This is a genomic window from Streptomyces sp. NPDC038707 (assembly GCF_040636485.1).
GTDB lineage: Bacteria > Actinomycetota > Actinomycetes > Streptomycetales > Streptomycetaceae > Streptomyces.
On the sequence record NZ_JBEZUP010000023.1, the window covers coordinates 40,780 to 60,148 of the forward strand.

At 74.6% G+C, this 19,369-nt stretch carries 21 protein-coding genes and 1 pseudogene; 10 read left to right on the forward strand and 12 right to left on the reverse strand.

What is annotated here, in order from left to right; translation table 11 throughout:
- Positions 1–9 precede the first annotated feature (9 nt).
- Positions 10–1,164: a type ISP restriction/modification enzyme gene (locus AB0E62_RS26865; RefSeq protein ID WP_362198890.1), complete on the forward strand. Its 1,155-nt coding sequence runs from the start codon at positions 10–12 to the stop codon at positions 1,162–1,164.
- Positions 1,165–1,380: 216 nt separating this feature from the next.
- Here AB0E62_RS26865 and AB0E62_RS26870 read toward each other — a convergent pair whose 3' ends face one another.
- Together AB0E62_RS26870 and AB0E62_RS26875 are read right to left on the reverse strand one after the other, a co-directional pair.
- The gene (locus tag AB0E62_RS26870) at positions 1,381–1,920 is read right to left on the reverse strand and encodes an aminoglycoside adenylyltransferase (RefSeq protein WP_362198893.1); all 540 of its coding nucleotides are present in this window, start codon (positions 1,918–1,920) and stop codon (positions 1,381–1,383) included.
- Positions 1,917–2,636: a TetR/AcrR family transcriptional regulator gene (locus tag AB0E62_RS26875; protein ID WP_362198896.1), complete on the reverse strand. Its 720-nt coding sequence runs from the start codon at positions 2,634–2,636 to the stop codon at positions 1,917–1,919. Before AB0E62_RS26875 ends, AB0E62_RS26870 begins: the two co-directional genes overlap by 4 nt.
- Positions 2,637–2,699: 63 nt before the next feature.
- Between AB0E62_RS26875 and AB0E62_RS26880 the strand changes: the two genes are divergently transcribed.
- Genes AB0E62_RS26880 through AB0E62_RS26890 form a run of 3 tightly spaced genes read left to right on the forward strand, consistent with a single transcriptional unit; the run spans position 2,700 to position 5,676 of the window.
- A complete protein-coding gene (locus AB0E62_RS26880; protein ID WP_362198899.1) occupies positions 2,700–3,656 on the forward strand; it encodes an ATP-binding cassette domain-containing protein in 957 nt (318 codons plus the stop codon).
- Positions 3,653–4,432, forward strand: coding sequence for an ABC transporter permease (locus AB0E62_RS26885; protein ID WP_362198902.1), 780 nt, complete (start codon positions 3,653–3,655; stop codon positions 4,430–4,432). Before AB0E62_RS26880 ends, AB0E62_RS26885 begins: the two co-directional genes overlap by 4 nt.
- A 47-nt stretch (positions 4,433–4,479) precedes the next feature.
- Positions 4,480–5,676 (forward strand): CaiB/BaiF CoA-transferase family protein, encoded by a 1,197-nt coding sequence (locus tag AB0E62_RS26890; RefSeq protein WP_362198905.1) that lies wholly within the window; start codon positions 4,480–4,482, stop codon positions 5,674–5,676.
- A gap of 42 nt (positions 5,677–5,718) precedes the next feature.
- Here the strand turns inward: AB0E62_RS26890 and AB0E62_RS26895 are convergent, their stop codons facing one another.
- The 3 genes and pseudogenes from AB0E62_RS26895 to AB0E62_RS26905 form a co-directional block, all read right to left on the reverse strand.
- The gene (locus AB0E62_RS26895) at positions 5,719–5,988 is read right to left on the reverse strand and encodes a hypothetical protein (protein WP_362198908.1); all 270 of its coding nucleotides are present in this window, start codon (positions 5,986–5,988) and stop codon (positions 5,719–5,721) included.
- Positions 5,989–6,113: 125 nt separating this feature from the next.
- Positions 6,114–6,254: pseudogene (locus AB0E62_RS26900) on the reverse strand (anti-sigma factor); the annotation flags it as partial.
- A 213-nt stretch (positions 6,255–6,467) separates the two neighbouring features.
- Positions 6,468–7,274 (reverse strand): SGNH/GDSL hydrolase family protein, encoded by an 807-nt coding sequence (locus AB0E62_RS26905; RefSeq protein ID WP_362198911.1) that lies wholly within the window; start codon positions 7,272–7,274, stop codon positions 6,468–6,470.
- Positions 7,275–7,578: 304 nt separating this feature from the next.
- Here AB0E62_RS26905 and AB0E62_RS26910 point away from each other — a divergent pair, with 304 nt between their 5' ends.
- The 3 genes from AB0E62_RS26910 (at position 7,579) to AB0E62_RS26920 (ending at position 10,056) form a co-directional block, all read left to right on the forward strand.
- Positions 7,579–8,010: a hypothetical protein gene (locus tag AB0E62_RS26910; RefSeq protein WP_362198914.1), complete on the forward strand. Its 432-nt coding sequence runs from the start codon at positions 7,579–7,581 to the stop codon at positions 8,008–8,010.
- A gap of 90 nt (positions 8,011–8,100) precedes the next feature.
- Entirely contained in the window at positions 8,101–9,195 is a 1,095-nt protein-coding gene (locus AB0E62_RS26915; RefSeq protein WP_362198917.1) for a DUF5925 domain-containing protein, read from the forward strand.
- Between the two features lie 45 nt (positions 9,196–9,240).
- Positions 9,241–10,056 carry a DUF72 domain-containing protein gene (locus AB0E62_RS26920; RefSeq protein ID WP_362198920.1) on the forward strand — a complete coding sequence of 272 codons (816 nt, stop codon included), beginning with the start codon at positions 9,241–9,243 and terminating at the stop codon, positions 10,054–10,056.
- A 15-nt stretch (positions 10,057–10,071) separates the two neighbouring features.
- Here AB0E62_RS26920 and AB0E62_RS26925 read toward each other — a convergent pair whose 3' ends face one another.
- Positions 10,072–10,443: a GntR family transcriptional regulator gene (locus AB0E62_RS26925; protein WP_362198923.1), complete on the reverse strand. Its 372-nt coding sequence runs from the start codon at positions 10,441–10,443 to the stop codon at positions 10,072–10,074.
- A 72-nt stretch (positions 10,444–10,515) separates the two neighbouring features.
- Between AB0E62_RS26925 and AB0E62_RS26930 the strand changes: the two genes are divergently transcribed.
- The gene (locus AB0E62_RS26930) at positions 10,516–11,445 is read left to right on the forward strand and encodes a GNAT family N-acetyltransferase (protein WP_362198926.1); all 930 of its coding nucleotides are present in this window, start codon (positions 10,516–10,518) and stop codon (positions 11,443–11,445) included.
- A gap of 12 nt (positions 11,446–11,457) precedes the next feature.
- Here AB0E62_RS26930 and AB0E62_RS26935 read toward each other — a convergent pair whose 3' ends face one another.
- Positions 11,458–12,078, reverse strand: a complete 621-nt coding sequence (locus AB0E62_RS26935) for a class I SAM-dependent methyltransferase (protein WP_362198929.1) — start codon at positions 12,076–12,078, stop codon at positions 11,458–11,460.
- Positions 12,079–12,232: 154 nt separating this feature from the next.
- Between AB0E62_RS26935 and AB0E62_RS26940 the strand changes: the two genes are divergently transcribed.
- Positions 12,233–12,370 (forward strand): hypothetical protein, encoded by a 138-nt coding sequence (locus AB0E62_RS26940; RefSeq protein ID WP_362198932.1) that lies wholly within the window; start codon positions 12,233–12,235, stop codon positions 12,368–12,370.
- An 11-nt stretch (positions 12,371–12,381) separates the two neighbouring features.
- Here the strand turns inward: AB0E62_RS26940 and AB0E62_RS26945 are convergent, their stop codons facing one another.
- The 3 genes from AB0E62_RS26945 to AB0E62_RS26955 all read right to left on the reverse strand — a co-directional run bounded on the left by AB0E62_RS26945 (position 12,382) and on the right by AB0E62_RS26955 (position 14,382).
- Positions 12,382–12,849, reverse strand: coding sequence for a GNAT family N-acetyltransferase (locus tag AB0E62_RS26945; RefSeq protein WP_362198935.1), 468 nt, complete (start codon positions 12,847–12,849; stop codon positions 12,382–12,384).
- 61 nt (positions 12,850–12,910) lie between these two features.
- The gene (locus tag AB0E62_RS26950; protein WP_362198938.1) at positions 12,911–13,768 is read right to left on the reverse strand and encodes an alpha/beta fold hydrolase; all 858 of its coding nucleotides are present in this window, start codon (positions 13,766–13,768) and stop codon (positions 12,911–12,913) included.
- Positions 13,769–13,935: 167 nt separating this feature from the next.
- Positions 13,936–14,382: a MarR family winged helix-turn-helix transcriptional regulator gene (locus AB0E62_RS26955; RefSeq protein ID WP_362198941.1), complete on the reverse strand. Its 447-nt coding sequence runs from the start codon at positions 14,380–14,382 to the stop codon at positions 13,936–13,938.
- 95 nt (positions 14,383–14,477) lie between these two features.
- On the opposite strand from AB0E62_RS26955, the gene AB0E62_RS26960 reads away from it, so the two are divergent.
- Positions 14,478–14,852 carry a cupin domain-containing protein gene (locus AB0E62_RS26960; RefSeq protein ID WP_362198944.1) on the forward strand — a complete coding sequence of 125 codons (375 nt, stop codon included), beginning with the start codon at positions 14,478–14,480 and terminating at the stop codon, positions 14,850–14,852.
- A 16-nt stretch (positions 14,853–14,868) separates the two neighbouring features.
- On the opposite strand, the gene AB0E62_RS26965 is transcribed toward AB0E62_RS26960, so the two are convergent.
- The gene (locus AB0E62_RS26965; RefSeq protein WP_362198947.1) at positions 14,869–15,834 is read right to left on the reverse strand and encodes a hypothetical protein; all 966 of its coding nucleotides are present in this window, start codon (positions 15,832–15,834) and stop codon (positions 14,869–14,871) included.
- The gene (locus AB0E62_RS26970; protein WP_362198950.1) at positions 15,831–19,355 is read right to left on the reverse strand and encodes a DNA polymerase III subunit alpha; all 3,525 of its coding nucleotides are present in this window, start codon (positions 19,353–19,355) and stop codon (positions 15,831–15,833) included. The genes AB0E62_RS26965 and AB0E62_RS26970 overlap by 4 nt, the downstream gene beginning before the upstream one ends.
- Between the last annotated feature and the right edge of the window lie 14 nt (positions 19,356–19,369).

The following is a 19,369-nucleotide window of genomic DNA, read 5'->3' on the forward strand; positions in this document are numbered from 1 at the left end:
GGCCGTACCATGCCCACCGTGACGCAGGACGACGCTCCGCCGCTGGCGGACCTCATGCCGTGGTCCGTCGCACCGTTGCGGCCGGGCCGGGCCTGGCCGACGGCGGCCGATCCGGGCTCGCTGCGGTCCCGCTGGGACGCGCTGCTGAAGGCCGAGGGGGCCCGGCGGGAGGCGCTGTTCGAGCCGACCCGGGCCCGCGCGCTCACCTCGGCCGTGGCCCAGTTGCCCGGTCAGTCCACCGGTACCGAGCGGCTCGCCCGGGCCGCGGGGCCGTGCGCGGAGCCCGTGCGGGTGCTGGCCGCGCCGTTCGACGAGCGGTGGCTGATCCCGGACCACCGGCTGATCGACGCGGCCCGCCCGGAGCTGTGGCGGGTGGCGGACGCGCGGCAGGTGTTCACGGCCGAGTCGGGCGACGCGGACCTCCCGCTGCTGGCGACCCCGCTCCTGCCCGCGCTGCGCACCGGCCGGATCCGCCCGCTGTACCGCCGTCCCGGCGGGACCGAGCCGAATCTGGCCCCGGGTCTGCTGGACGTGCTGTCGGCGCGGCTGGGCGTACGCCCCTCGGCGGCGGACGTGCTGGCCTGGATCGTGGCGGCCGTCCGCCCGGACCTGACCGTGCCGCTCACCGACGACGCCGGAGTGTGGGCGTCCGGTGTGGCGCTGGGCCGCCGGGCGCTGTGGCTGATGTGCCGGGACGGGGAGCGGCCCAGGCTGCCGGGGGGCCGCCGGCCGTACGTCCGCGCGCCGCTGCCGGACCGTCCCCTGGCCCTGCGCTACGACCCCGGCGAGGAGGCCCTGTACCTGGACGAGGGCCGGATCTCCCCGGTTCCGGCCGCGGCCTGGGAGTTCGAGGCGGCCGGGGTCCGGGTCCTGGAGTCCTGGTTCGCGGCCCGTACCGCGCCGGCCGAGCCGGGCACGCTCGCCGCGATCCGCCCGGCCGCCTGGCCGCAGCGCTGGACCTCGGAGCTGCTGGAGCTGATCACGGTCCTCGCGCTGCTGGCGGAACTGCGGGCGCCGCGTGCCGGGTTGCGGCCGGTGTCGGCGGTGACGGCGGCCGAGCTGCGGCGGGCGGGCGTCCTGCCGGTCCCGGAGCCGGCCCGGCGGCCCGCCTCGGTGCTGGACCACCAGGAGGAGGGCCCGGAGGGGCAGTTCGCGCTGCTCTAGGGCCTGTCTGACAATTCGCGTCGTCGCCCGAAGGGCGGCCGGGCGGCGTCAGGTGCGTGCTCTGGGTGTCCTTCCGGCCGGCGGCTGGGGGAATGCCGGCTCCAGGCCCTCGTACCGGGCGTACTTGGGTCTGGGCCCGGTGCGGCGAGTGGGGACCCCTGCTCGAAGAACCCGGGGGAGCGTGCATGGCGTCGCGAGGCAGGCGGGAGAGAGGACCTAGCCGGCCGTGCGCCGGCGCAGGGCGGCCTCCAGCCGGGCGATGTCGTCGGCGTCCTTGGCCCGGCGGGGCCGGGAGGGGTCCCAGACCGGCATCATGCGCTTGATCTCGATCTGGACGCGCGGGTCGACGATGGGTGCCCGGAGCGCGCCGATCCGGCCGGGCTCGGTGCCGAGCAGCCCGTCCGGCCAGGGAGTGCCGGCCCAGGGCCCGCCCGCCACGGTCACCCGGCCCGCCGCGTCCCGGTCGATCAGGGTGAAACTGCTGTCCAGGCCGTCCTTGGCGAAGTCGAGCTGGAGCCCGGCGGGCGGGCCCGGCACCGGTGTGTGGCCGAGCCGGACGAGGAGAGCGGCGAGGGCCGGGGCGTCACGCGCCCCGGCGAACCAGTCGATGTCCCCGTGGTCCCGGGTGACCTCGCCGAGGAAGAAGTCCATGGCCCAGCCGCCGCGCAGCCACAGCGGGATCCCGGCGGCCTCGGCCGCCGTCAGCACCTCGGCGATCAGGGCGAGCTGGCGCCGGGCGCGCTCCTGGTCGATCACGGCTCCCCGCGGGGCGCGAACGCGTCGATGACCCGCTCCACCGCCCGTTCGAACACCGCCTCCAGGTCGATCGGCCCGGCGTCCTCGGCGAACGCCGCCGCCATGCGCGGGTAGGCGCCGGTGGCGATCCGGCTGCCCAGGTAGGCGATGCGGACCGCGTTCTCCTCGTCCTCGGTCCACGGCAGGGCACGGACCCGCTCGGCGGTGTCGAGTTCGTTGCGGACGTAGGTCGTGACCATGCCGTTCAGCATGGCGATCAGCTCCAGCTTGGTGCCGTAGCGCTCCTCCAGCGGGTCCAGACAGGCCAGGCAGTGCTCCAGATAGCGCAGGGCGTTCGGGCTGAAGCCGTACACGGGGGACATCAGGCGCGGCAGCCACGGGTGCCGGCGCATCAGCTCGCGGGTCTGCCGGGCCACCCGGCGCATGTCGGCCCGCCAGTCGCCGCTCGGCTCCCAGCGGACGTGCTCGGCGCTGACCGCGTCCACCATCAGCTCGTACAGGTCCTCCTTGCGGGGGACGTAGTTGTAGAGCGACATGGTGCCGCAGCCCAGTTCGGCGGCGACGTGCCGCATCGACACCGCGTCGAGCCCCCGGCCGTCGGCGATCCGGACGGCGGCCGCGGCGATGTCGTCGCGCGTGTACGCCGGTCTCGGGCCCCGGCCGGCGCGCTCGGGGCGCGCCCAGATCACCTCGGGGACGGCCCCTCGGACTGCCATCGATCGATCACCTCGGCACCATCCTAGTTACGTACACCGTACGTAGTGCGGTAAGGTCCCGGCATGACAACTACGTACGCTGTACTTAGTGAGGGCCTGGAGAAGCGCTTCGGCGCGGTGCGGGCCCTGCGCGGGCTGGATCTGGCCGTCGCCGAGGGCACGGTCTGCGGGCTGCTCGGACCGAACGGGGCCGGGAAGACGACGGCGGTGCGGCTGCTGACCACGCTGCTGCGCCCGGACGGCGGCTCGGCCCGGGTCGCCGGGCACGACCTGGTGCGGGAGGCGGCGGCCGTGCGGCGCCGGATCGGGGTCACCGGGCAGTACGCCTCGGTCGACGGCGACCTCACCGGCCGGGAGAACCTGCGGCTGTTCGCCCGGCTGCACCGGGTGCGCGGGCCGGCCGCCCGCGCCGACGAGCTGCTGGAGCGCTTCGGACTGACCGAGGCGGCGGACCGCAGGGCCTCCGCGTACTCCGGAGGCATGCGACGGCGCCTCGACCTCGCCGCGAGCCTGGTGCGCCGCCCCGCCGTGCTCTTCCTGGACGAGCCCAGCACCGGGCTCGACCCGGCCAGCCGCGCCCGGATCTGGCAGGCGGTGCGCGAGCTGAAGGCGGACGGCACGACCGTGCTGCTGACCACCCAGTACCTGGAGGAGGCCGACCAGCTCGCCGACGACATCGCCCTGGTGGACCACGGGCGGGTCGCCCACACCGGCTCCCCCGCCGCGCTCAAGGCGGTCATCGGGTCGTACGCCGAGGCGGTGGTCGCGGACGCCGGGGAGCTCACCCGGGCGGCGGCCGTGCTGGACCGGCTGACCGGGCGGGAGCCCGTGCTCGACCGGGAGCGGAACGCCGTCGGCGCGGTCACCACCGACCCGGCGCTGACCCTGCCCCGGCTGGTGCGCGAACTGGACGCGGCCGGTGTGCCGTTGCTGGACGCGGGCATCCGGCCGCCCACCCTGGACGATGTCTTCCTGCGGCTCACCGGCGAGTCCGCCGGCCGTGCGGAGGTGGCGGCGTGAGCGCGCTCGCGTACGACGGGCTGGCGATGGCGGGCCGGCAGCTGCGCCGGGTCCGCAACAACCCGGGGCTGGCGGTCCTGACCCAGCTGATGCCGGTCAACATGCTGCTGTTCTTCGGCTATGTGTTCGGCAGCGCCCTGGCCGTGCCCGGCCGGGAGTACCGCGCCTTCCTGGTGCCCGGACTGCTCGTCGCGACCGCCGCCGGCGGGCTGATGACCGGGATGTTCCAGGCGGCCCAGGACACCCACCGGGGGGTGGCGGACCGGCTGCGCACCATGCCGGTGAGCCGGGCCGCCGTCCCCCTCGGGCAGGCCGCCGCCGACCTCGTCGTCACGGCCGTCGGCACGGTGCCGCTGCTGCTGACCGGGCTCGCGGTGGGCTGGCGGATCGAGGGGTCGGCGGCCGGGGCCGCCGGCGCGGTGGGGCTGCTGCTGCTCTTCCGGTTCGCCTGCACCTGCGCCGGGATCCTCCTGGGCCTCATGACCCGCAGCGAGGAGGCGGCCGGGCAGCTCGGCGCGTCCTCCTTCGTGCTGCCGCTGCTGTCCAACGCGTACATCCCCACCGACAACCTGCCGGGCTGGCTGCGCACGCTCGCCGAGTGGAACCCGATCAGCGCGGTGACCACGGCCCTGCGGGACCTGTTCGGCAACGCGCCCGTCCCCACGGGCGCCGCCTGGCCGGTGGCCCACCCGGTGGCCGGGTCGCTCGCCTGGTGCCTGGTGCTGACGGCGGTGTTCCTGCCGCTCGCCGTGTCCCGGTACGCACGGACCGAGTGACTCCGCACTGCTGACAAGGCCGCCGTCCGAGGGAGATCATCCACCCCATGGATCACCTCCCGCTCCCTCTCGAGGGCATCACCGTCGTCGCCGTCGAACAGGCCGTGTCCGCGCCCTTCGCGACCCGGCAGCTCGCCGACCTGGGCGCCCGGGTCATCAAGGTGGAGCGGGTCGACGGCGGCGACTTCGCGCGCGGCTACGACACGGCGGCCCGGGGCCTCGCCTCGCACTTCGTGTGGTGCAACCGCGGCAAGGAGTCCCTCGCGCTGGACCTGAAGGACCCGCGCGGCCTGGATGTCGTACGGCGGCTGGTCGCGGACGCGGACGTGTTCGTGCAGAACCTCGCGCACGGCGCGGCGGCCCGGCTGGGGCTGGACGCGGCCACGCTGTGCGCCGCCCACCCGCGGCTGATCGCCGTGGACATCTCGGGCTACGGCGGCTCGGGACCGTACGCGGACAAGCGGGCGTACGACATGCTCGTGCAGTGCGAGGCGGGGCTGGTGTCGGTGACCGGGACGCCGGAGCGGCCGGTGAAGGCGGGCATCCCGGCGGCGGACATCGCGGCGGCCATGTACGCGTTCTCCGGTGTGCTGGCCGCGCTGGTGCGGCGCGGTACGACCGGGCGGGGCGGGCCGGTGGAGGTGTCCATGCTGGAGGCGCTCGCCGAGTGGCTGGGCCATCCGCTGCACCACACGATGCACGGCGGTGAGCCGCCCGCCCGCACCGGGCTGGCGCACGCGGTGATCGCGCCGTACGACGCCTATCCGACGGCGGACGGCGGTCGGGTGCTGCTGTCGGTGCAGAACGACCGGGAGTGGCGGCGGCTGGCCGAACGGGTCCTGGGCCGTCCGGAACTGGCCACGGACCCGGCGTACGCGACGAACGCCGCCCGGGTGGAGCACCGGGAGCGGACCGACGCGCTGGTGGCGGCGGCGCTGCGGGTGCTGGACGCCGAGGAGGCGCTGGCCCGGCTGGAGCGGGCGGGCATCGCCTGCGCCCGGCTGCGGGACGTGCGGGAGCTGGCGGAGCATCCGCAGCTGGCGGCCCGGGAGCGGTGGCGCCGGGTGGGAACGCCGGCCGGGCCGCTCACGGCGCTGCTGCCGCCCATCACGCTGCCGGGCGGGGGCGAGGCACGGATGGGTGAGGTGCCCGCGCTAGGGCAGCACACCGGAGCGCTGCTGCGTGCCGTGGGGATGACGGACGACGAGATCGCAGCGCTGCGCCGGGACGGTGTGGTGGCCTGAGCGCGGCGCCCCCGCGGGAAGGCCGGGGCGTCCGCGGTGCGGTCAGTGACCGCCGAACAGCGAACGGCGCAGCCGGCGCAGCGGCGCGAACAGGGAGACCCGGCTGACCCGCGCACCCCGGTCGCTGCGCGTGTGCACGGTGTTCCGTGCCGTCAGCTCCCGCATCAGCGAGGTCGCCTCGACCGTCTCCCGCTGCGGTATGGCGGGTCCCGCCAGCACCGAGAGATGGCGGTCCAGGCGCGAACTGGTCGCGCTGCTCCCGCAGGTGATCGCAGGGACCCTCGCCCTGCTGCGCACTGTTATCTGTTCCATGTCACTCCCCACCCGTACGAGTCACCCGGCCCGGGCAGGCTAACCCTATCGCCCCACTGGGGCACCCGGGTATCTCGGCCACAGGATTCACCGTCCCTGCAAGGGGGTTGACCGTCCTGCTGTGACTACGCTCCGAATCCGACCGTTTTCAGGGTGAGTTGGACAAGCGGTGCACCTCGGGGCCGTACCGAGCCGCCCTCGGGCCCGGCGGTCACGGCGCGTGACGTCGCGGCGGGAGCGAGGTTCCTTGCGATCAAGGGCGTGTCGCGCGGGCATCGCCGGCGGACGGAACGTGGGCGATCTCACGCGCCTCCGTGCCGGGCTCGTGGCGCACCGGGGCGGACGGCGACGCGGACTCCCCCGGACGGCGCCTCCGCCTGGGCACCGGCTACGGGCCCGCCCGCGGGGAGCTCCCGGACACGGTCCGGGAGTTCACCCCGCGGGGCGAGCCCGTCCGGGTCGTGCGCGGTGCGCGGGCGTCAGGCGTTGTTCGTGAAGACCGGCAGATAGCCGCCGGAGTGGCCGGCCGCGGTCGGGTGGTACGACTCGCCGATGTCGAGCCAGTTGACGCTGTGCAGCCAGGAGGAGCTGGAGCAGATCTCGTGGCCGGTGAAGGTGGTGCGGACGTCGCCGAAGACGAAGCTGTGGGCGGTGGCGCGGGCCTTGATCACGGTGTCCATGTAGTCGGCGGCGTCGTTGATGGCGGCCCGCTTGGTCTCGGAGAGGCCGAGGCAGGTCTGCCCGAGCAGGTAGAAGCGGGGGTAGCCGATGACGACCACCCGGGCCGACGGGGCCTTGGCCCGGATCGCGTCGTAGAGGGTGTCCAGCTTGCCGGGGAGGGTGTTGGCGACGTACGCCCTGGCGGTGTCGATCCGGGACAGACAGGAGCTGTCGGACTGGAGCACACACGTCGTCATGACGTCGGCGAAGCCCGCGTCGTTGCCGCCCGCGGTGACCGACACCAGCGAGGTGGAGGAGCTGAGCGAGCCGAGCTGGTTCGCGCGCACGTCGTCCGTCGTGGCGCCCGAGCAGGCGTTGAAGGCGAACGAGGAGGGGCTGTGGGCGGCGTTCCACAGGTAGGGGTACGCCTTGGTGCTGCGGTCGCAGCTGCCGCTGGAGCTGATGTAGCTGCCGGCGCCCACTCCGGAGGAGTACGAGTCGCCGAGGGCCACGTAACCGCCGGCCGCGGCCGACGAGGACGCCTGCGCCGAAGCGGCCCCGGTGAGACCGAGGCCGGCGGCGAGGAGGAGCGAGGTAACGAGTCCGGTAAGTCGGGAACGTCTCATGGAACCTCCCTTTAGCAGGATCTCTGCCCCAACGTTGGTACCAGCTACGCGTGTTGACAGGAAGTGTTCATGCCAAAAATTTCGCGGTCTCGACGAGATGGACCCGAGACATTCACCGATCCCCTGTGGCGCGTGCACGCCCCGTTGGTTGACGCCTCACCAACTCCCTTGCGGCACTGGGGAAGACGGTCGTCCCTGTGTTCCGGAGGACGTCCGTCCCGCGCGTGCCGTCGTCTTGACGCCCCGTCGGCGGCTGCGCCACATTGAAGCCCGGCATCAGGCGCGTCGGGGGGCAAAGTCGCCAATGCAGAACGTACGTATCAAGGCATCTTCGCGAGACGGCACCGGGACGGACGCCGACGACACGCGGCCGGGACCGGGGCGGGGCCTGGCACCGTTGCTCGCCGGGGCCGCGGCCGCCGCGGCGACGGCCGGCGCACTGCTCGCGCTGATCGACTCCGGTTCACCCCTGCGTGCTCCGTGCACGCTCTTCTTCCTGCTCGCCGCGCCGGCCGGGGCGATCGCCGCGGTGCTGCGCGGGCGGGACCCGCTCGGCCGCGCGGTCACCGCCCTCGCGGGCGCCATCGTCGTCGATCTGCTGGTCGCCCAGGGCATGCTGGCCGCGCACCGCTGGTCGGCCGGGGGCGGGGTGGTCGTGGTGACCGGGTTCAGCCTGCTGCTCCTGCTGGTCGCGCTGGTCAGGGGCCGCGGTCCCGGAAGCGGCCGGTACGACTGACGCGTCCGGCGGAGGGGCGGGCCTCGTCCGGCGGAGCATTGGGCCGGAAATGCCGTGCGGGCGGGGCATCCGTGCCGGATCATGGCGGACATGTCCGCGAACCCACACGACGCCCTGCCGATCCGGCTCCACGTCGACGATTCCGACTCGCCGTCCGATGTCGTCGACGCGCTGTTCCTCGGCCGCTTCGCGACGGGCGAGCAACCGTACTCGCACGCGGTGAACATCGACCGTGTCCGCTCGGGCGCGACCCTGTTGCCGGAGGGCGCCCGGGTGCTGCGGGTGGCCCGCGACGACGACCGCAGCGCGACCCTCGCCGAGGGGGACGGCTGGACCCTGCTGGTCTCCCGCTGGAACCGGGGCGCGGACGTGACGGTCACCGCGACCAGCGCCGACCTGGCCGCGCGGATCCTGGACCAGGCCACGGACGGCGCGGCCGACGAGCCGGAACCGCAGCCGGAGAACGTGACGATGGGGTTCTGGTACGTCTCCCCGCGGCGCGGCCCGCACCGCACCACCCGGCAGATCTCCGCGGGCACCTGGGAGGAGGTCCGGGCCAACTACACGGCGCCGGTGGCGGATGCCATGGACCGGCTGATGCGGACGACGCCCGACGACATCGCCGGCCGGCTGCTGCTGCTCCACGGTCCGCCGGGCACCGGCAAGACCTCCGCGCTGCGCACCCTGGCCCGTTCCTGGCGGGACTGGTGCCAGGTCGACTGCGTCCTGGATCCCGAGCGGCTTTTCTCCGACGTCGGCTATCTGATGGACATCGCGATCGGCGAGGACGACGGCGCGGGCAAGGGACGCTGGCGCCTGCTGCTGCTGGAGGACTGCGACGAGCTGATCCGCGGCGAGGCCCGGCACACCGCGGGCCAGGCCCTGTCCCGGCTGCTGAACCTCACCGACGGCCTGCTCGGCCAGGGCCGCAATGTGCTGGTCGGCGTGACCACCAACGAGGACCTGGAGCGGCTGCACCCGGCCGTGGTCCGCCCCGGCCGCTGCCTGGCCCGGATCGAGGTGGGCCCGCTGACCCGCCCGGAGGCGGTGGACTGGCTCGGCACCGAGCAGGGCATCGGCCGGGAGGGCGCCACCCTGGCCGAGCTGTACGCGCTGCGCCGGGGCACCACGCCGACGTCGGTGCCGGGGGCCCGGGAGGGCGCGGACGCGGGGCTGTACCTGTGAGCACCGCCGGGTGAGTGCCGTCACGGCGAGTGCTTTCATGGGGGTATGACCCTGCATGTCGGCACGTCGGGGTGGCAGTACAAGGACTGGCGGGACCTCGTCTACCCGGCCGGGGTGCCTGCGCGGCTGTGGCTGGAGGAGTACACCCGGCTGTTCGCCACCGTGGAGATCAACAACGCGTTCTACCGGCTCCCGTCGTACGACACCTTCGCCGGCTGGCGGGAGCGGGTGCCGCCGGACTTCGTGGTCGCGGTCAAGGCCAGCCGGTTCCTGACCCACGTCAAGCGGCTGAGGGACCCCGAGGAGCCGGTGCACCGGCTGCTGGCCCACGCGGCGGGTCTCGGCGACCGGCTCGGCCCCGTCCTGCTCCAGCTCCCGCCCACCCTGCGCGCCGACCCGTCCCTGCTGGACGCCTGCCTGGCGTGTTTCCCGGCCGGCACCAGGGTGGCGGTCGAACCCCGGCACCCGTCCTGGTGGACCGGCGAGGTGCGCGAGGTCCTGGTGTCCCGGGGCGCGGCGCTGTGCTGGGCCGACGTCCTGGCCCGCCCGGCCGGCCCGCTGTGGCGCACCGCCGGCTGGGGCTACGTCCGCTTCCACCAGGGCCGCGCCCGGCCCTGGCCGCGCTACGGCCGCCGCAGCCTGGAGACCTGGGCCGACCGGATCGCGACGGCCTGGTCCGACGGGCAGGACGTGTACGCGTACTTCAACAACGACCCGGGCGGCGCGGCGGTGCAGGACGCGGTGGTGTTCGCGAGGGCGGCGCGCCGGGCGGGGCTGACGGTGACGCGCACCCCGGAGCCGGCGCGGCTCGCCCGAGTTCCTTCGGGTCCGGCGGTGCCGGACTCTCCTCAGCCCCCGTAGGCCGCCCGCGGGGGGTCACTCCTCCCCGTAGGCCGCCCGCAGGGCGTCCCGCACGGCGTCCAGCGCCTCGTCCTCGCCGAGCCCGAGCCGCCTGACCCGCTCGGCGTACGCCTGGGCGGCCAGGGAGGCCTCCCGCTCGGCGGCGGAGCCGGCGGCGGCCACGAACGTGCCGTTGCGTCCCCGCGTCTCGATGACCCCGTCGCCCTCCAGCGCCCGGTACGCCTTGGCCACGGTGTTCACCGCGAGCCCCAGGGACTCGGCCAGCCCCCGCACGGTCGGCAGCCGGTACCCGACCGGGAGCGCCCCGGACCGCGCCTGCTCGGAGATCTGCGCCCGCACCTGCTCGTACGGGGGCGCGCTGTCGTCGATGCGGATCTTCAGACTCACGGGGCCGATTGTCCCGCACCCGCCGGAAAATGGGAGGCGGCCCGGTGTCCCGGCCTCGTACGGTGCGGTGCCATGACCGTTCTCGTGCGTGACCTCCGTCCCGATGTCCCGGCCGACGCGGAGGGTTTCGCGCGGGTGCGCCGTCTCGCGCTGCCGTACATGCTGTCCACGCCGGAGTCGGTGCGGCACACGGCCGCACGTATGCGCCCCGACGCCCGGTTCCGGCCGCTCGTCGCGGAGGAGGACGGCGAGATCATCGGCACGGCGCAGGTCCATCTGATCCCCGACAGCACCGAGCCGGGCCAGGGCGCCCTGAACGTCTACGTCCGCCCGGACCGGACCGGGCGCGGGGCGGGCCGGCTGCTGGTGCGGGTCGCCGAGGAGTACCTGACGGAGCTGGGCGCGACCCGGTTGCTGGCCTGGGCCCTGGACGCGCCGGCCAACCGGGCGTTCGCCGAGCGGCACGGCTACCGGCCGGGCCGCAGCGCCCACTTCCTCCGGCTCGACCTGGCGCACGGCACCCTGCCGCCGCCCCCGAAGACCCCGCCCGGCGTCGAGCTGCGGACGGCCGCCGACTTCGCGGCCGATCCCCGGCCGCTGTTCGAGCTGGACGCGGAGACGCTGCTCGACGAACCCGGCGACGTGGACACCGAACTCTCGGACTACGAGGCGTGGGTGGCGGAGGTCTGGCACCACCCGCTGCTCGACCGCGAGCTGACCGCGGTGGCGTGCGCCGGCGGCCGGCCGGTCGCCTTCACCGCGGCCTACACCGACGGCGGCACCCGCTACTCGACGGCGATGACCGGCACCGCCCGCGCCCACCGCGGCCGTGGCCTGGCCAAGCTCGCCAAGACCCACTCCCTGCACCGGGCCCGGGCCGCCGGGCTCACCGAGGCGTTCACGGGCAACGACACCGGCAACGGTCCCATGCTCGCGATCAACAGCTGGCTCGGGTACGAATACTGCGCGCGGGAGGTGCGGTACGTCCGCGAACTCGGCTGAGACGGCGGGCGGTCACACGGTGGCCACCACCGCGTACCGCTCGTCGTCCACCTCCTTGCCCCACAGCGCGCGGTGGCCGGACAGCTGCTCCACGCGCACGGCGCGGGCCGTCGGCTCCAGCAGGGCGGTGAGCCGCGCGGCGGGTATGCCGACCGGGGTGAGGGTGCCCCAGACGCCCTCGACCAGCACGAACCGGCCGCCGGGGCGCAGCAGGCCCCGCCAGTGGCGCAGCGCCCCGGCGGGGTCCGGCAGGGCCCACAGCACATGGCGGACCAGGATCACGTCGAAGCGCCGCTCCCCCACCGGCGGGGCCGCCGCGTCCCCGCACAGGATCTCGGCCGGGTGCCCGGCGAGCTTGGCGCGGGCCCGCTCCGCCATCGCCGGGGACCGGTCGACGGCCGTCACGCGGTGCCCCTGCTCGACGGCGAGGAGGGCGAGGCTGCCGGTGCCGCAGCCGAGGTCGAGGAGGTCGGCGCGGTGCTCGGGGAGCCAGGCGCGCAGCCGGTCCGCCCAGGCCGCGCGCACCTCGGGGTCGCGCAGTCCGTGGTCCGGTTCGTCGTCGAAACCGGCGGCCAGCGCATCCCAGTCCGCTTCCGGGGCACCAGCATCCCTGTGCGTGTTCTTCCTCGTCATCCCCAGAGAGTGACACGCGCCACTGACACCGCGGACGTGACAGCCACCACTGCGTGACAGCCACCACTGACAGAACGGCACGGACAAGGAACTCTCGCCCGAAACGCCTACCTCCGTGACAACGCGGAACCCGTAGGCACCGAAGGAGGCAGCGATGCGCCGCACGACCGTGCAGAAGAAGCCCCTGAAGAGGACGGACAGCCGCCGGATGGCCGAGGAGGCGGAGGAGCGTCCGGCGGGACGGCCGGAGGTCCGCAAGGACATCGCGCGCATCTGGTGGCCCGACGCCTGACGCGGGCCGGTTCAGTCCAGGCGTTTGCGGTAGTGGATGCGGTCGTAGGGGCCGTCGACCCGGCGGGCCACGACCTCGTAGCCGTAGCGTGGATAGATCTTCTGGTTCTCCCACATCATCGCGTTCGTGTAGAGCCTGATCTCGCCCAGTCCCAGCGCCCGCGCGTGGGCGTCGGTGAAGTGCAGCAGCCGGCGTCCGACGCCCGTGCCGTGGGCGCGGGGGTGGACGGCGATGCTGTCCAGGAAGAGGTGGTCGGCGAACGCCTCGACCACCACCAGGCCGACGACGGGTTCGCCGGTGACGAACACCTTGCCGGCGGCCACGTCGGCGGCGTGGTCGGCCTCCATGGGCTGGGGTACGACCCCGATGCGCTCGATGTAGTGGTGGTAGGCGGCGTCCGTCACCTCGCGCACGGCGGGTACGTCCGCCGCTCCGGCCGGCCGGACCCGTTCGGTGCCGCTGTGGTCCTTGTCGATCATGGTGCGCACGTTAGCCGCCCGAGCGGGGCCCGAGCACTCCCGCCCAGGCCCCGGCGGTGGCTCAGCTGAGGGCCGAGGCGCAGGTGGTGGGGGTGGCGTGGGCCGGGTCGAGGGCGTTGGCCACCTCGTGGAAGGCGATCCGGTCGGACAGGCCGATCGCGAGGTGTTCCGACAGGTCGAGCGGGCAGAGGTCCTGGAGCAGGACGTTGCGGACGTCGGAGCCGCTCAGGTACTGGGTGCGCCAGGGGGTGACCACCTCGTCGTACCGGGTGGCGAGGACGGTGTAGCGGACCCCGGGGACGGTGTCGCCGCCCGCGTTGAGCCTGGTGAGGAAGTCGGAGCCGGCGATCTGGCCGGCGAGGCCGGGGGTGGCGGCGTCGAGCAGGTCCTCGGCGCCGGGGAAGTACGGCAGCAGGCGGGTGAGGCCGTCCAGGTCGGTGCCGTGGTTGTCGGGGGCGAGGCCGACGAGGGCGCGCACCTTGGCCGCCCCGCCGAGGAACTTCAGGTAGTAGCGGGGCATCATGCCGCCCTGGGAGTGACCGACGAGGTCGGCCTCGGCGGCTCCGGTCGCGGCGAGCACCTTGTCGACGAAGGCGGCCAGCTGCCCGGCCGACCTGTCGATGGGGCCGAGGCCGTGGAAGAGGGGGACGCCGGGGAGCTGCCCGTAGTCGAGCGAGTAGACGCAGTACCCGCGGCTCGTGAGGTACGGGGCGAGGCCTAGCCAGTTGTCGACCGAGTTGCCGAAGGTTCCGTGGACGAGGACGACGGGCCGGGGGTGGGCGGCGGAGGGCTTGCACGCGTAGTCGTTCCAGCCGCTGCTGGTCGCGGCGGCGCCGGAGGCGCCGGCGGGTACGACGACGGCGGCGACGGCGAGCAGGAGCGCGGCGAGCGGTCTGAGCGCTCGCTTCCAGGGCAGCATCGTGTGATCTCCTTGCGGCTCAAGGGGAGGTGCACGGCCTGACCCTGTGATCCGGATCACGGGATGCTGTTCACCCGTCAAGTTACGGGCGAGTAGCGCCCCTGTGAAGTTACGCGTCAGTAAAAACTTGCAGCGCTAACCAGACGGGGCCGGGACCCGCGGGGAGGTCACCAGGCGGGCCGGACCGGTCCACGGGGGGCGATCCGCGCCAAGCGGTCCCGCAGGGCGCGCACGTCGGCCTCCCCCAGCACCTCGGCCCACTTCCCGATCACCTCACCGGCCGCCTCCTCCGCGGCCCGGGTGCAGGCCCGGCCCCGCTCGGTCAGCACGATCAGCCGGGCCCGGGCGTCCCCGGGATGCGGCCTGCGCTCGGCGTACCCCTTGCGCACGATCTCGTCCACCAGCTGACTCGCCGCCTGCTTGGTCACGCCCAGGTGCTCGGCCAGGTCGGTCACGGTGGCGCCGCCGGGGGCGAGGCGGGCGAAGGCGAAGCCGTGCGCCGGCCGCAGATCGGCGAAGCCGCGGGCGGCCACTCCCTCGTGGATGCGCTGGGCGAGACCGCCCGCCGCGGCGAGCAGGACGGCGGCAAGGGCCAGGGCGTCGGAGTTCTGCACGGAGGCATTCAAACATCATTGACATCTTGGTCAAGCGGCTTGACCATATGGTCAAGTTACTTGACCACTTGCCCGATTGAACGGAGATCCGCGTCATGCCCGTCGTCCGCCCCTCGGCAGCCGTCACACACGAGATCCACGGCGCCCGCTTCGTCTCGCACGCCTCTCCGCGCACCGGCAGCACGGAACTGTGCGCCTGGCGCGGGGAGATCCCGGCCGGGACGAGGGCGCCCGCCCACACCGTCAGCCGGGAGGAGATCCTCCACCTGCTCGTCGGCGAACTCCTGATCACCCTCGACGGGGACACCGAGCGGATCGAGGCCGGTGACACGGTGATCGTGCACCCCGGCGCGACCCTGACCATCGAGAATCCCGCCGATCACACCGCGCTCACCTGGGTCACCACCTCCGTCGGCCTCACCGCGGAGCTGGCCGACGGCACGCTGCTGACCCCGCCGTGGGCCAACTGACGCGGGTTCGGTGGGGTCATGCCGCCAAGGTGCCCGGGAACGCCGCGCGGGGGCCGAACCTTGCGCGGGCGCGGTCCGCTGCCTCCTCGATGCGGCGGAGCTTCTCGTCCACAGGGTCGAAGGTGAGCTGGTGGGCGGCCTGGCCGGCGGGGGTGAGGTCCTCGGCGCGCAGGGCGAGCGCGCGGACCCTGGCGCGTTGCAGGCCCAGCGCCTCGTACATGCCGTAGGCCGTCCGGGTCAGGGCCGCCGAGTGCGCGGTCGGCTCCTTCAGGGCGCGGCTGCGGGTGGTGGCGGACCTGTCGGCGTAGCGCACGGTGAGGGTCAGGGTGCGGCAGACCTGCTCCACCGCGCGCAGCCGGGCGCCGATCTCCTCGGCGGCCGACAGCAGCGCCGCGCGGTGCCGGCCGGGGTCCAACTCGTCGATGGGGAACGTCCGTTCCGTCATCAGCGAGCGCGAGACGGCGTTCGGGACGACCCGGCCGCGGTCGATGCCACTCGCCTTCTCCCGCAGTTCCCGGCCCGCCCGCGCGCCGATCAGCCGCTGGAGCGTGGACAGCGGCGCGGCGGCGACCCGGCCCAGGGTGTCCAGGCCGTACTCGTCCAGGGTGCGGGCGGTCGCCGCGCCGACGCCGGGCAGCGCGGTGACGGGCTTGCCGGCGAGGAACTCGGCGGCGTCCGCCGGCACCGCGCGGGTCACCCCGGGCCGGGCCTCGCGCAGCGCCACCCGGGCCAGCATCGGGCCCGGCCCCGCGCCGATCGCGCAGTCGACGCCGTACCGGGCGAGGGCCCGTACCCGGATCACCGCGGCCAGCTCGACCGCGTCGCGCCCGAAGTACCGCTCGGCGCCGCGCAGATCGGCCAGCGCGCCGTCCGGCGGCAGGGCCTCCACGACGGGGGTGAACTCCTCCAGCAGCCCGAGCAGCCCCGGCAGGGCCGCCTCGTACATCGGCGGCAGCTGGAAACGTACGCAGAGGATGGTCATCCCGCACTCCCCGGGCTCTGGTGCCACAACTTCCGTACCGTCGCGGGACCGCGCGCGGCGTCCTCGCCCGCGGGCCGCAGATCGGCCCAGGGGTGCATCTCGTACCCCGTGGGCATGCGGATCGTCCGGTCCGCCATCGGGTCGGGGGCCGCGGAGCCGGCCGGCGCGGGCAGCCCGTCGGATCCGGCGAGCCGGGCCCGGGACGGACCGTCGGCCCGGGACGGACCGTCCCCGTCTCCCGTCGCGGGGCCGTGCGTGCCGGACGGTGCGGCCAGCCGGGCCGCGACCCCGTCGAGCCCCTCCGCGCGCCGCACCTCCACCAGGTCGGCGAGGTTCCAGGCGGCGGAGCCGACCACGCTGAGGCTGCGCGGGCCGCGCCGCTGCACCACCCCGCGCACCAGCAGCAGCCAGGAGTGGAAGACGGTGTGGGCGCAGGCGTCGTGGGAGTCGTCGAAGAAAGCCAGGTCCACCAGCCCGGTGCCGTCGTCCAGGGTGGAGAAGATGACCCGCTTGCCGGAGCGGACCGGCGGGGTCTGGGTGGCCGCCTTGGCGCCCGCGACCAGCACGGTCTCCCCGTGCCGGGCCGCACGCAGCCGGCGCGCGGAGAGCACGCCCAGCTCCGTGAGGAACTCCCGGTGGTCGTCCATGAGATTGCGCGAGGCGTCCATGGACAGCACGCCCAGCTCGGCGCTGAGCTTCTCCGCCGGGGTCAGGTCCGGCAGCCCGGCCGGCGCGGTCTTCCGGCCGCCGGCCAGCGGGAGCTGGGCACCGCCGCCGCCCCGGGCGCCCCGGTGCAGCTCGGACAGGTGCAGTTGCAGATCACGCCGGTTGGCGCCGAAGGCGTCCAGCGCGCCCACCTGCGCGAGCCGCTGGGCCAGCGGGCGGCTGGGCCGGGCCCGTTCCCAGAAGTCGACCAGCGAGGAGTACGGCTGTCCGTCCGCGATCCGCCGCGCCTCGGCCTCGCCGATGCCGTGGACGTCGCCCAGCGCGAGCCGCAGCCCCCACACCTTTGACTCGGACATCAGTTCGATCCGATGGGCGACCCCGGAGACGTTCACGTCCAGCGGCAGGATCGGCACCCCGCGCCGCCGGGCGTCGGCCAGCAGCAGCCGCTTCGGGTACATCCCGGGGTCGTGGGTGAGCAGCCCGGCGTAGAAGGCGGCCGGGTGATGGGCCTTCAGCCACGCCGACTGGTAGGTGGGCACGGCGAAGGCGACGGCGTGCGCCTTGCAGAAGCCGTACGACCCGAAGGCCTCCACGATCTCCCAGGTCCGCCCGATCGTCTCCGCGTCGTACCCCCGGGCCGCCGCCCGCTGGGCGAACCACACCCGGATCCGGCCCTGCGACTCGGGATCGGACAGCCCGCGCCGCACCCGGTCGGCCTCGCCCCGCCCGCAGCCGGTCATGACGGCGACGATGTCGATGACCTGCTCGTGGAAGACCACGACCCCGTACGTCCCCCTCAGCGGCTCCTCCAGGTCCGGGTGCGGGTAGCGCACCGGCGCCCGTCCGTGCCGGGCCTCGATGAACGGCCGGACCATGTCGGCGGCGACGGGACCGGGCCGGAACAGCGAGATGTCGACGACCAGGTCGTGGAAGGTGCTCGGCTGGAGCCGCCCCACCAGGTCCCGCTGGCCGGGCGACTCGATCTGGAAGCAGCCCAGCGTCTCGGCGGACCGGATCAGCCGGTAGGTCTCCGGGTCGCCCGGCTCCACCGCGTCCAGGTCGATCCGCTCCCCGGTCGCCCGCTCCACCTCGGCGACCGCGTGCGCCATCGCCGACTGCATCCGCACGCCCAGGACGTCCAGCTTGAGCAGCCCGAGGTCCTCCACGTCCTCCTTGTCGAACTGGGCCATGGGCAGCCCCTCGCCGCTGGTCGGCACCACCGGCGTACGGGCACGCAGGGAGGCGTCGGACAGCAGGACCCCGCACGGGTGCATGGCGACCCCGCGCGGCAGCGCGTCCAGCGCCTCGACCAGCTCCCACAGCCTGCCGTACCTCTCCTCCTCCCCCGCGAGCCGCCGCAGTTCGGGCAGTTCCGCCAGGGCCGCGCGGGCGTCGCGCGCCCGGATGTGCGGGAAGGACTTGGCGATCCGGTCGATCTCGGCCGGGTCCATGGACAGCGCGGCGCCCACGTCCCGGATGGCGTGCCGGACCCGGTAGGTCTCCGGCATGGCGACGGTCGCGACCCGCTCGGCGCCGAACCGGCCGATGATCGCCCGGTAGACCTCCAGCCGCCGTGCGGACTCCACGTCGATGTCGATGTCCGGCAGCACCACCCGCTCCTTGGACAGGAAGCGTTCCATCAGCAGCCCGTGCTCGACCGGGTCGGCGTGCGCGATCCCGAGCAGGTGGTTGACGAGCGACCCGGCCCCGGAGCCGCGGGCGGCCACCCGGATGCCCATCGCGCGGACGTCGTCGACCACCTGGGCGACCGTCAGGAAGTAGGAGGCGAAGCCGTGGTGGGCGATGATGTCCAGCTCGTGGTGCACGCGTTCCCAGTACGCGCGCCGCCCGCCGTAGCCGAGCCGCAGCATGCCCGCCGCCGCCCGCGAGGCGAGGGCCCGCTGGGCGGTGCGCCGGCCGGCGCCGACGAGGTGCGGTTCGGGGAAGTGCACGCTGCCCATGCCCAGGTCGTCCTCGGGGTCGACCCGGCACTCGGCGGCGGTGGCGAGGGTCTGGTCCAGCAGCCGGTGGGCGGTCCGGCGGCCGTATCCGGCCGCCTCCACGATCCGCTCGGCGGCGTCCAGCATGGCCGGACCGTCCTTCAGCCAGGCCTCGCCGGAGTCCAGCTCCCTCCGGGGGTCGATGGGCACCAGGCGCCGGGCGGCGTCCAGCACGTCGGCCACCGGTCCCTGCCCGGGGTCGGCGTACCGGACGGCGTTGCTGAGCACCGGCCGCAGCCCCTGCTCGGCGGCGAACCCGACGGTACGGGCGGCCAGCCGCAGCGAGCCGGGGCCGGTGCCGGTACGGCCGTGCCAGACGGCCTCCAGCCGCAGCGCGTCGCCGTACACCTCGCGCCAGGGGACGAGCAGGTCCGCCGCCCGGTCGGGCCGGCCGGCGGCGAGCGCCCGGCCCACGTCCGAACCGGGCCCGAGCAGCACCACCAGTCCGTCGCCCCGGTGCCCGGCCCACGGCAGCAGCGGGGTCCCCTCGCCCGCGTGCGCCTCGGTGACCAGCCGGCACAGCTCGGCCCAGCCGCGGGCGCCGCCCGCGGCGAGGAAGGTCACCCGGGGGTCCGACTCGTCCACGAAGGCTCCGCCGCGCACCGGGCTGCGCCGCTTGTCCCGGCGTACGGGCTCCCGTGCCGCCACCGCCAGGTCCACCCCGAACAGCGGGCGGACGCCCGCCTCGGCGCAGGCCTTGGCGAAGCGGACGGTGCCGGCGAGGGTGTCGCGGTCGGTCAGGGCGAGGGCGTCCATGCCCCGCTCCGCGGCGCGCTCGGCCAGCCGCTCCGGGTGGGACGCCCCGTACCTCAGGGAGAACCCGGAGACGGTGTGCAGATGCGCGAAGCCCGGCACACCCACCTCCCGCA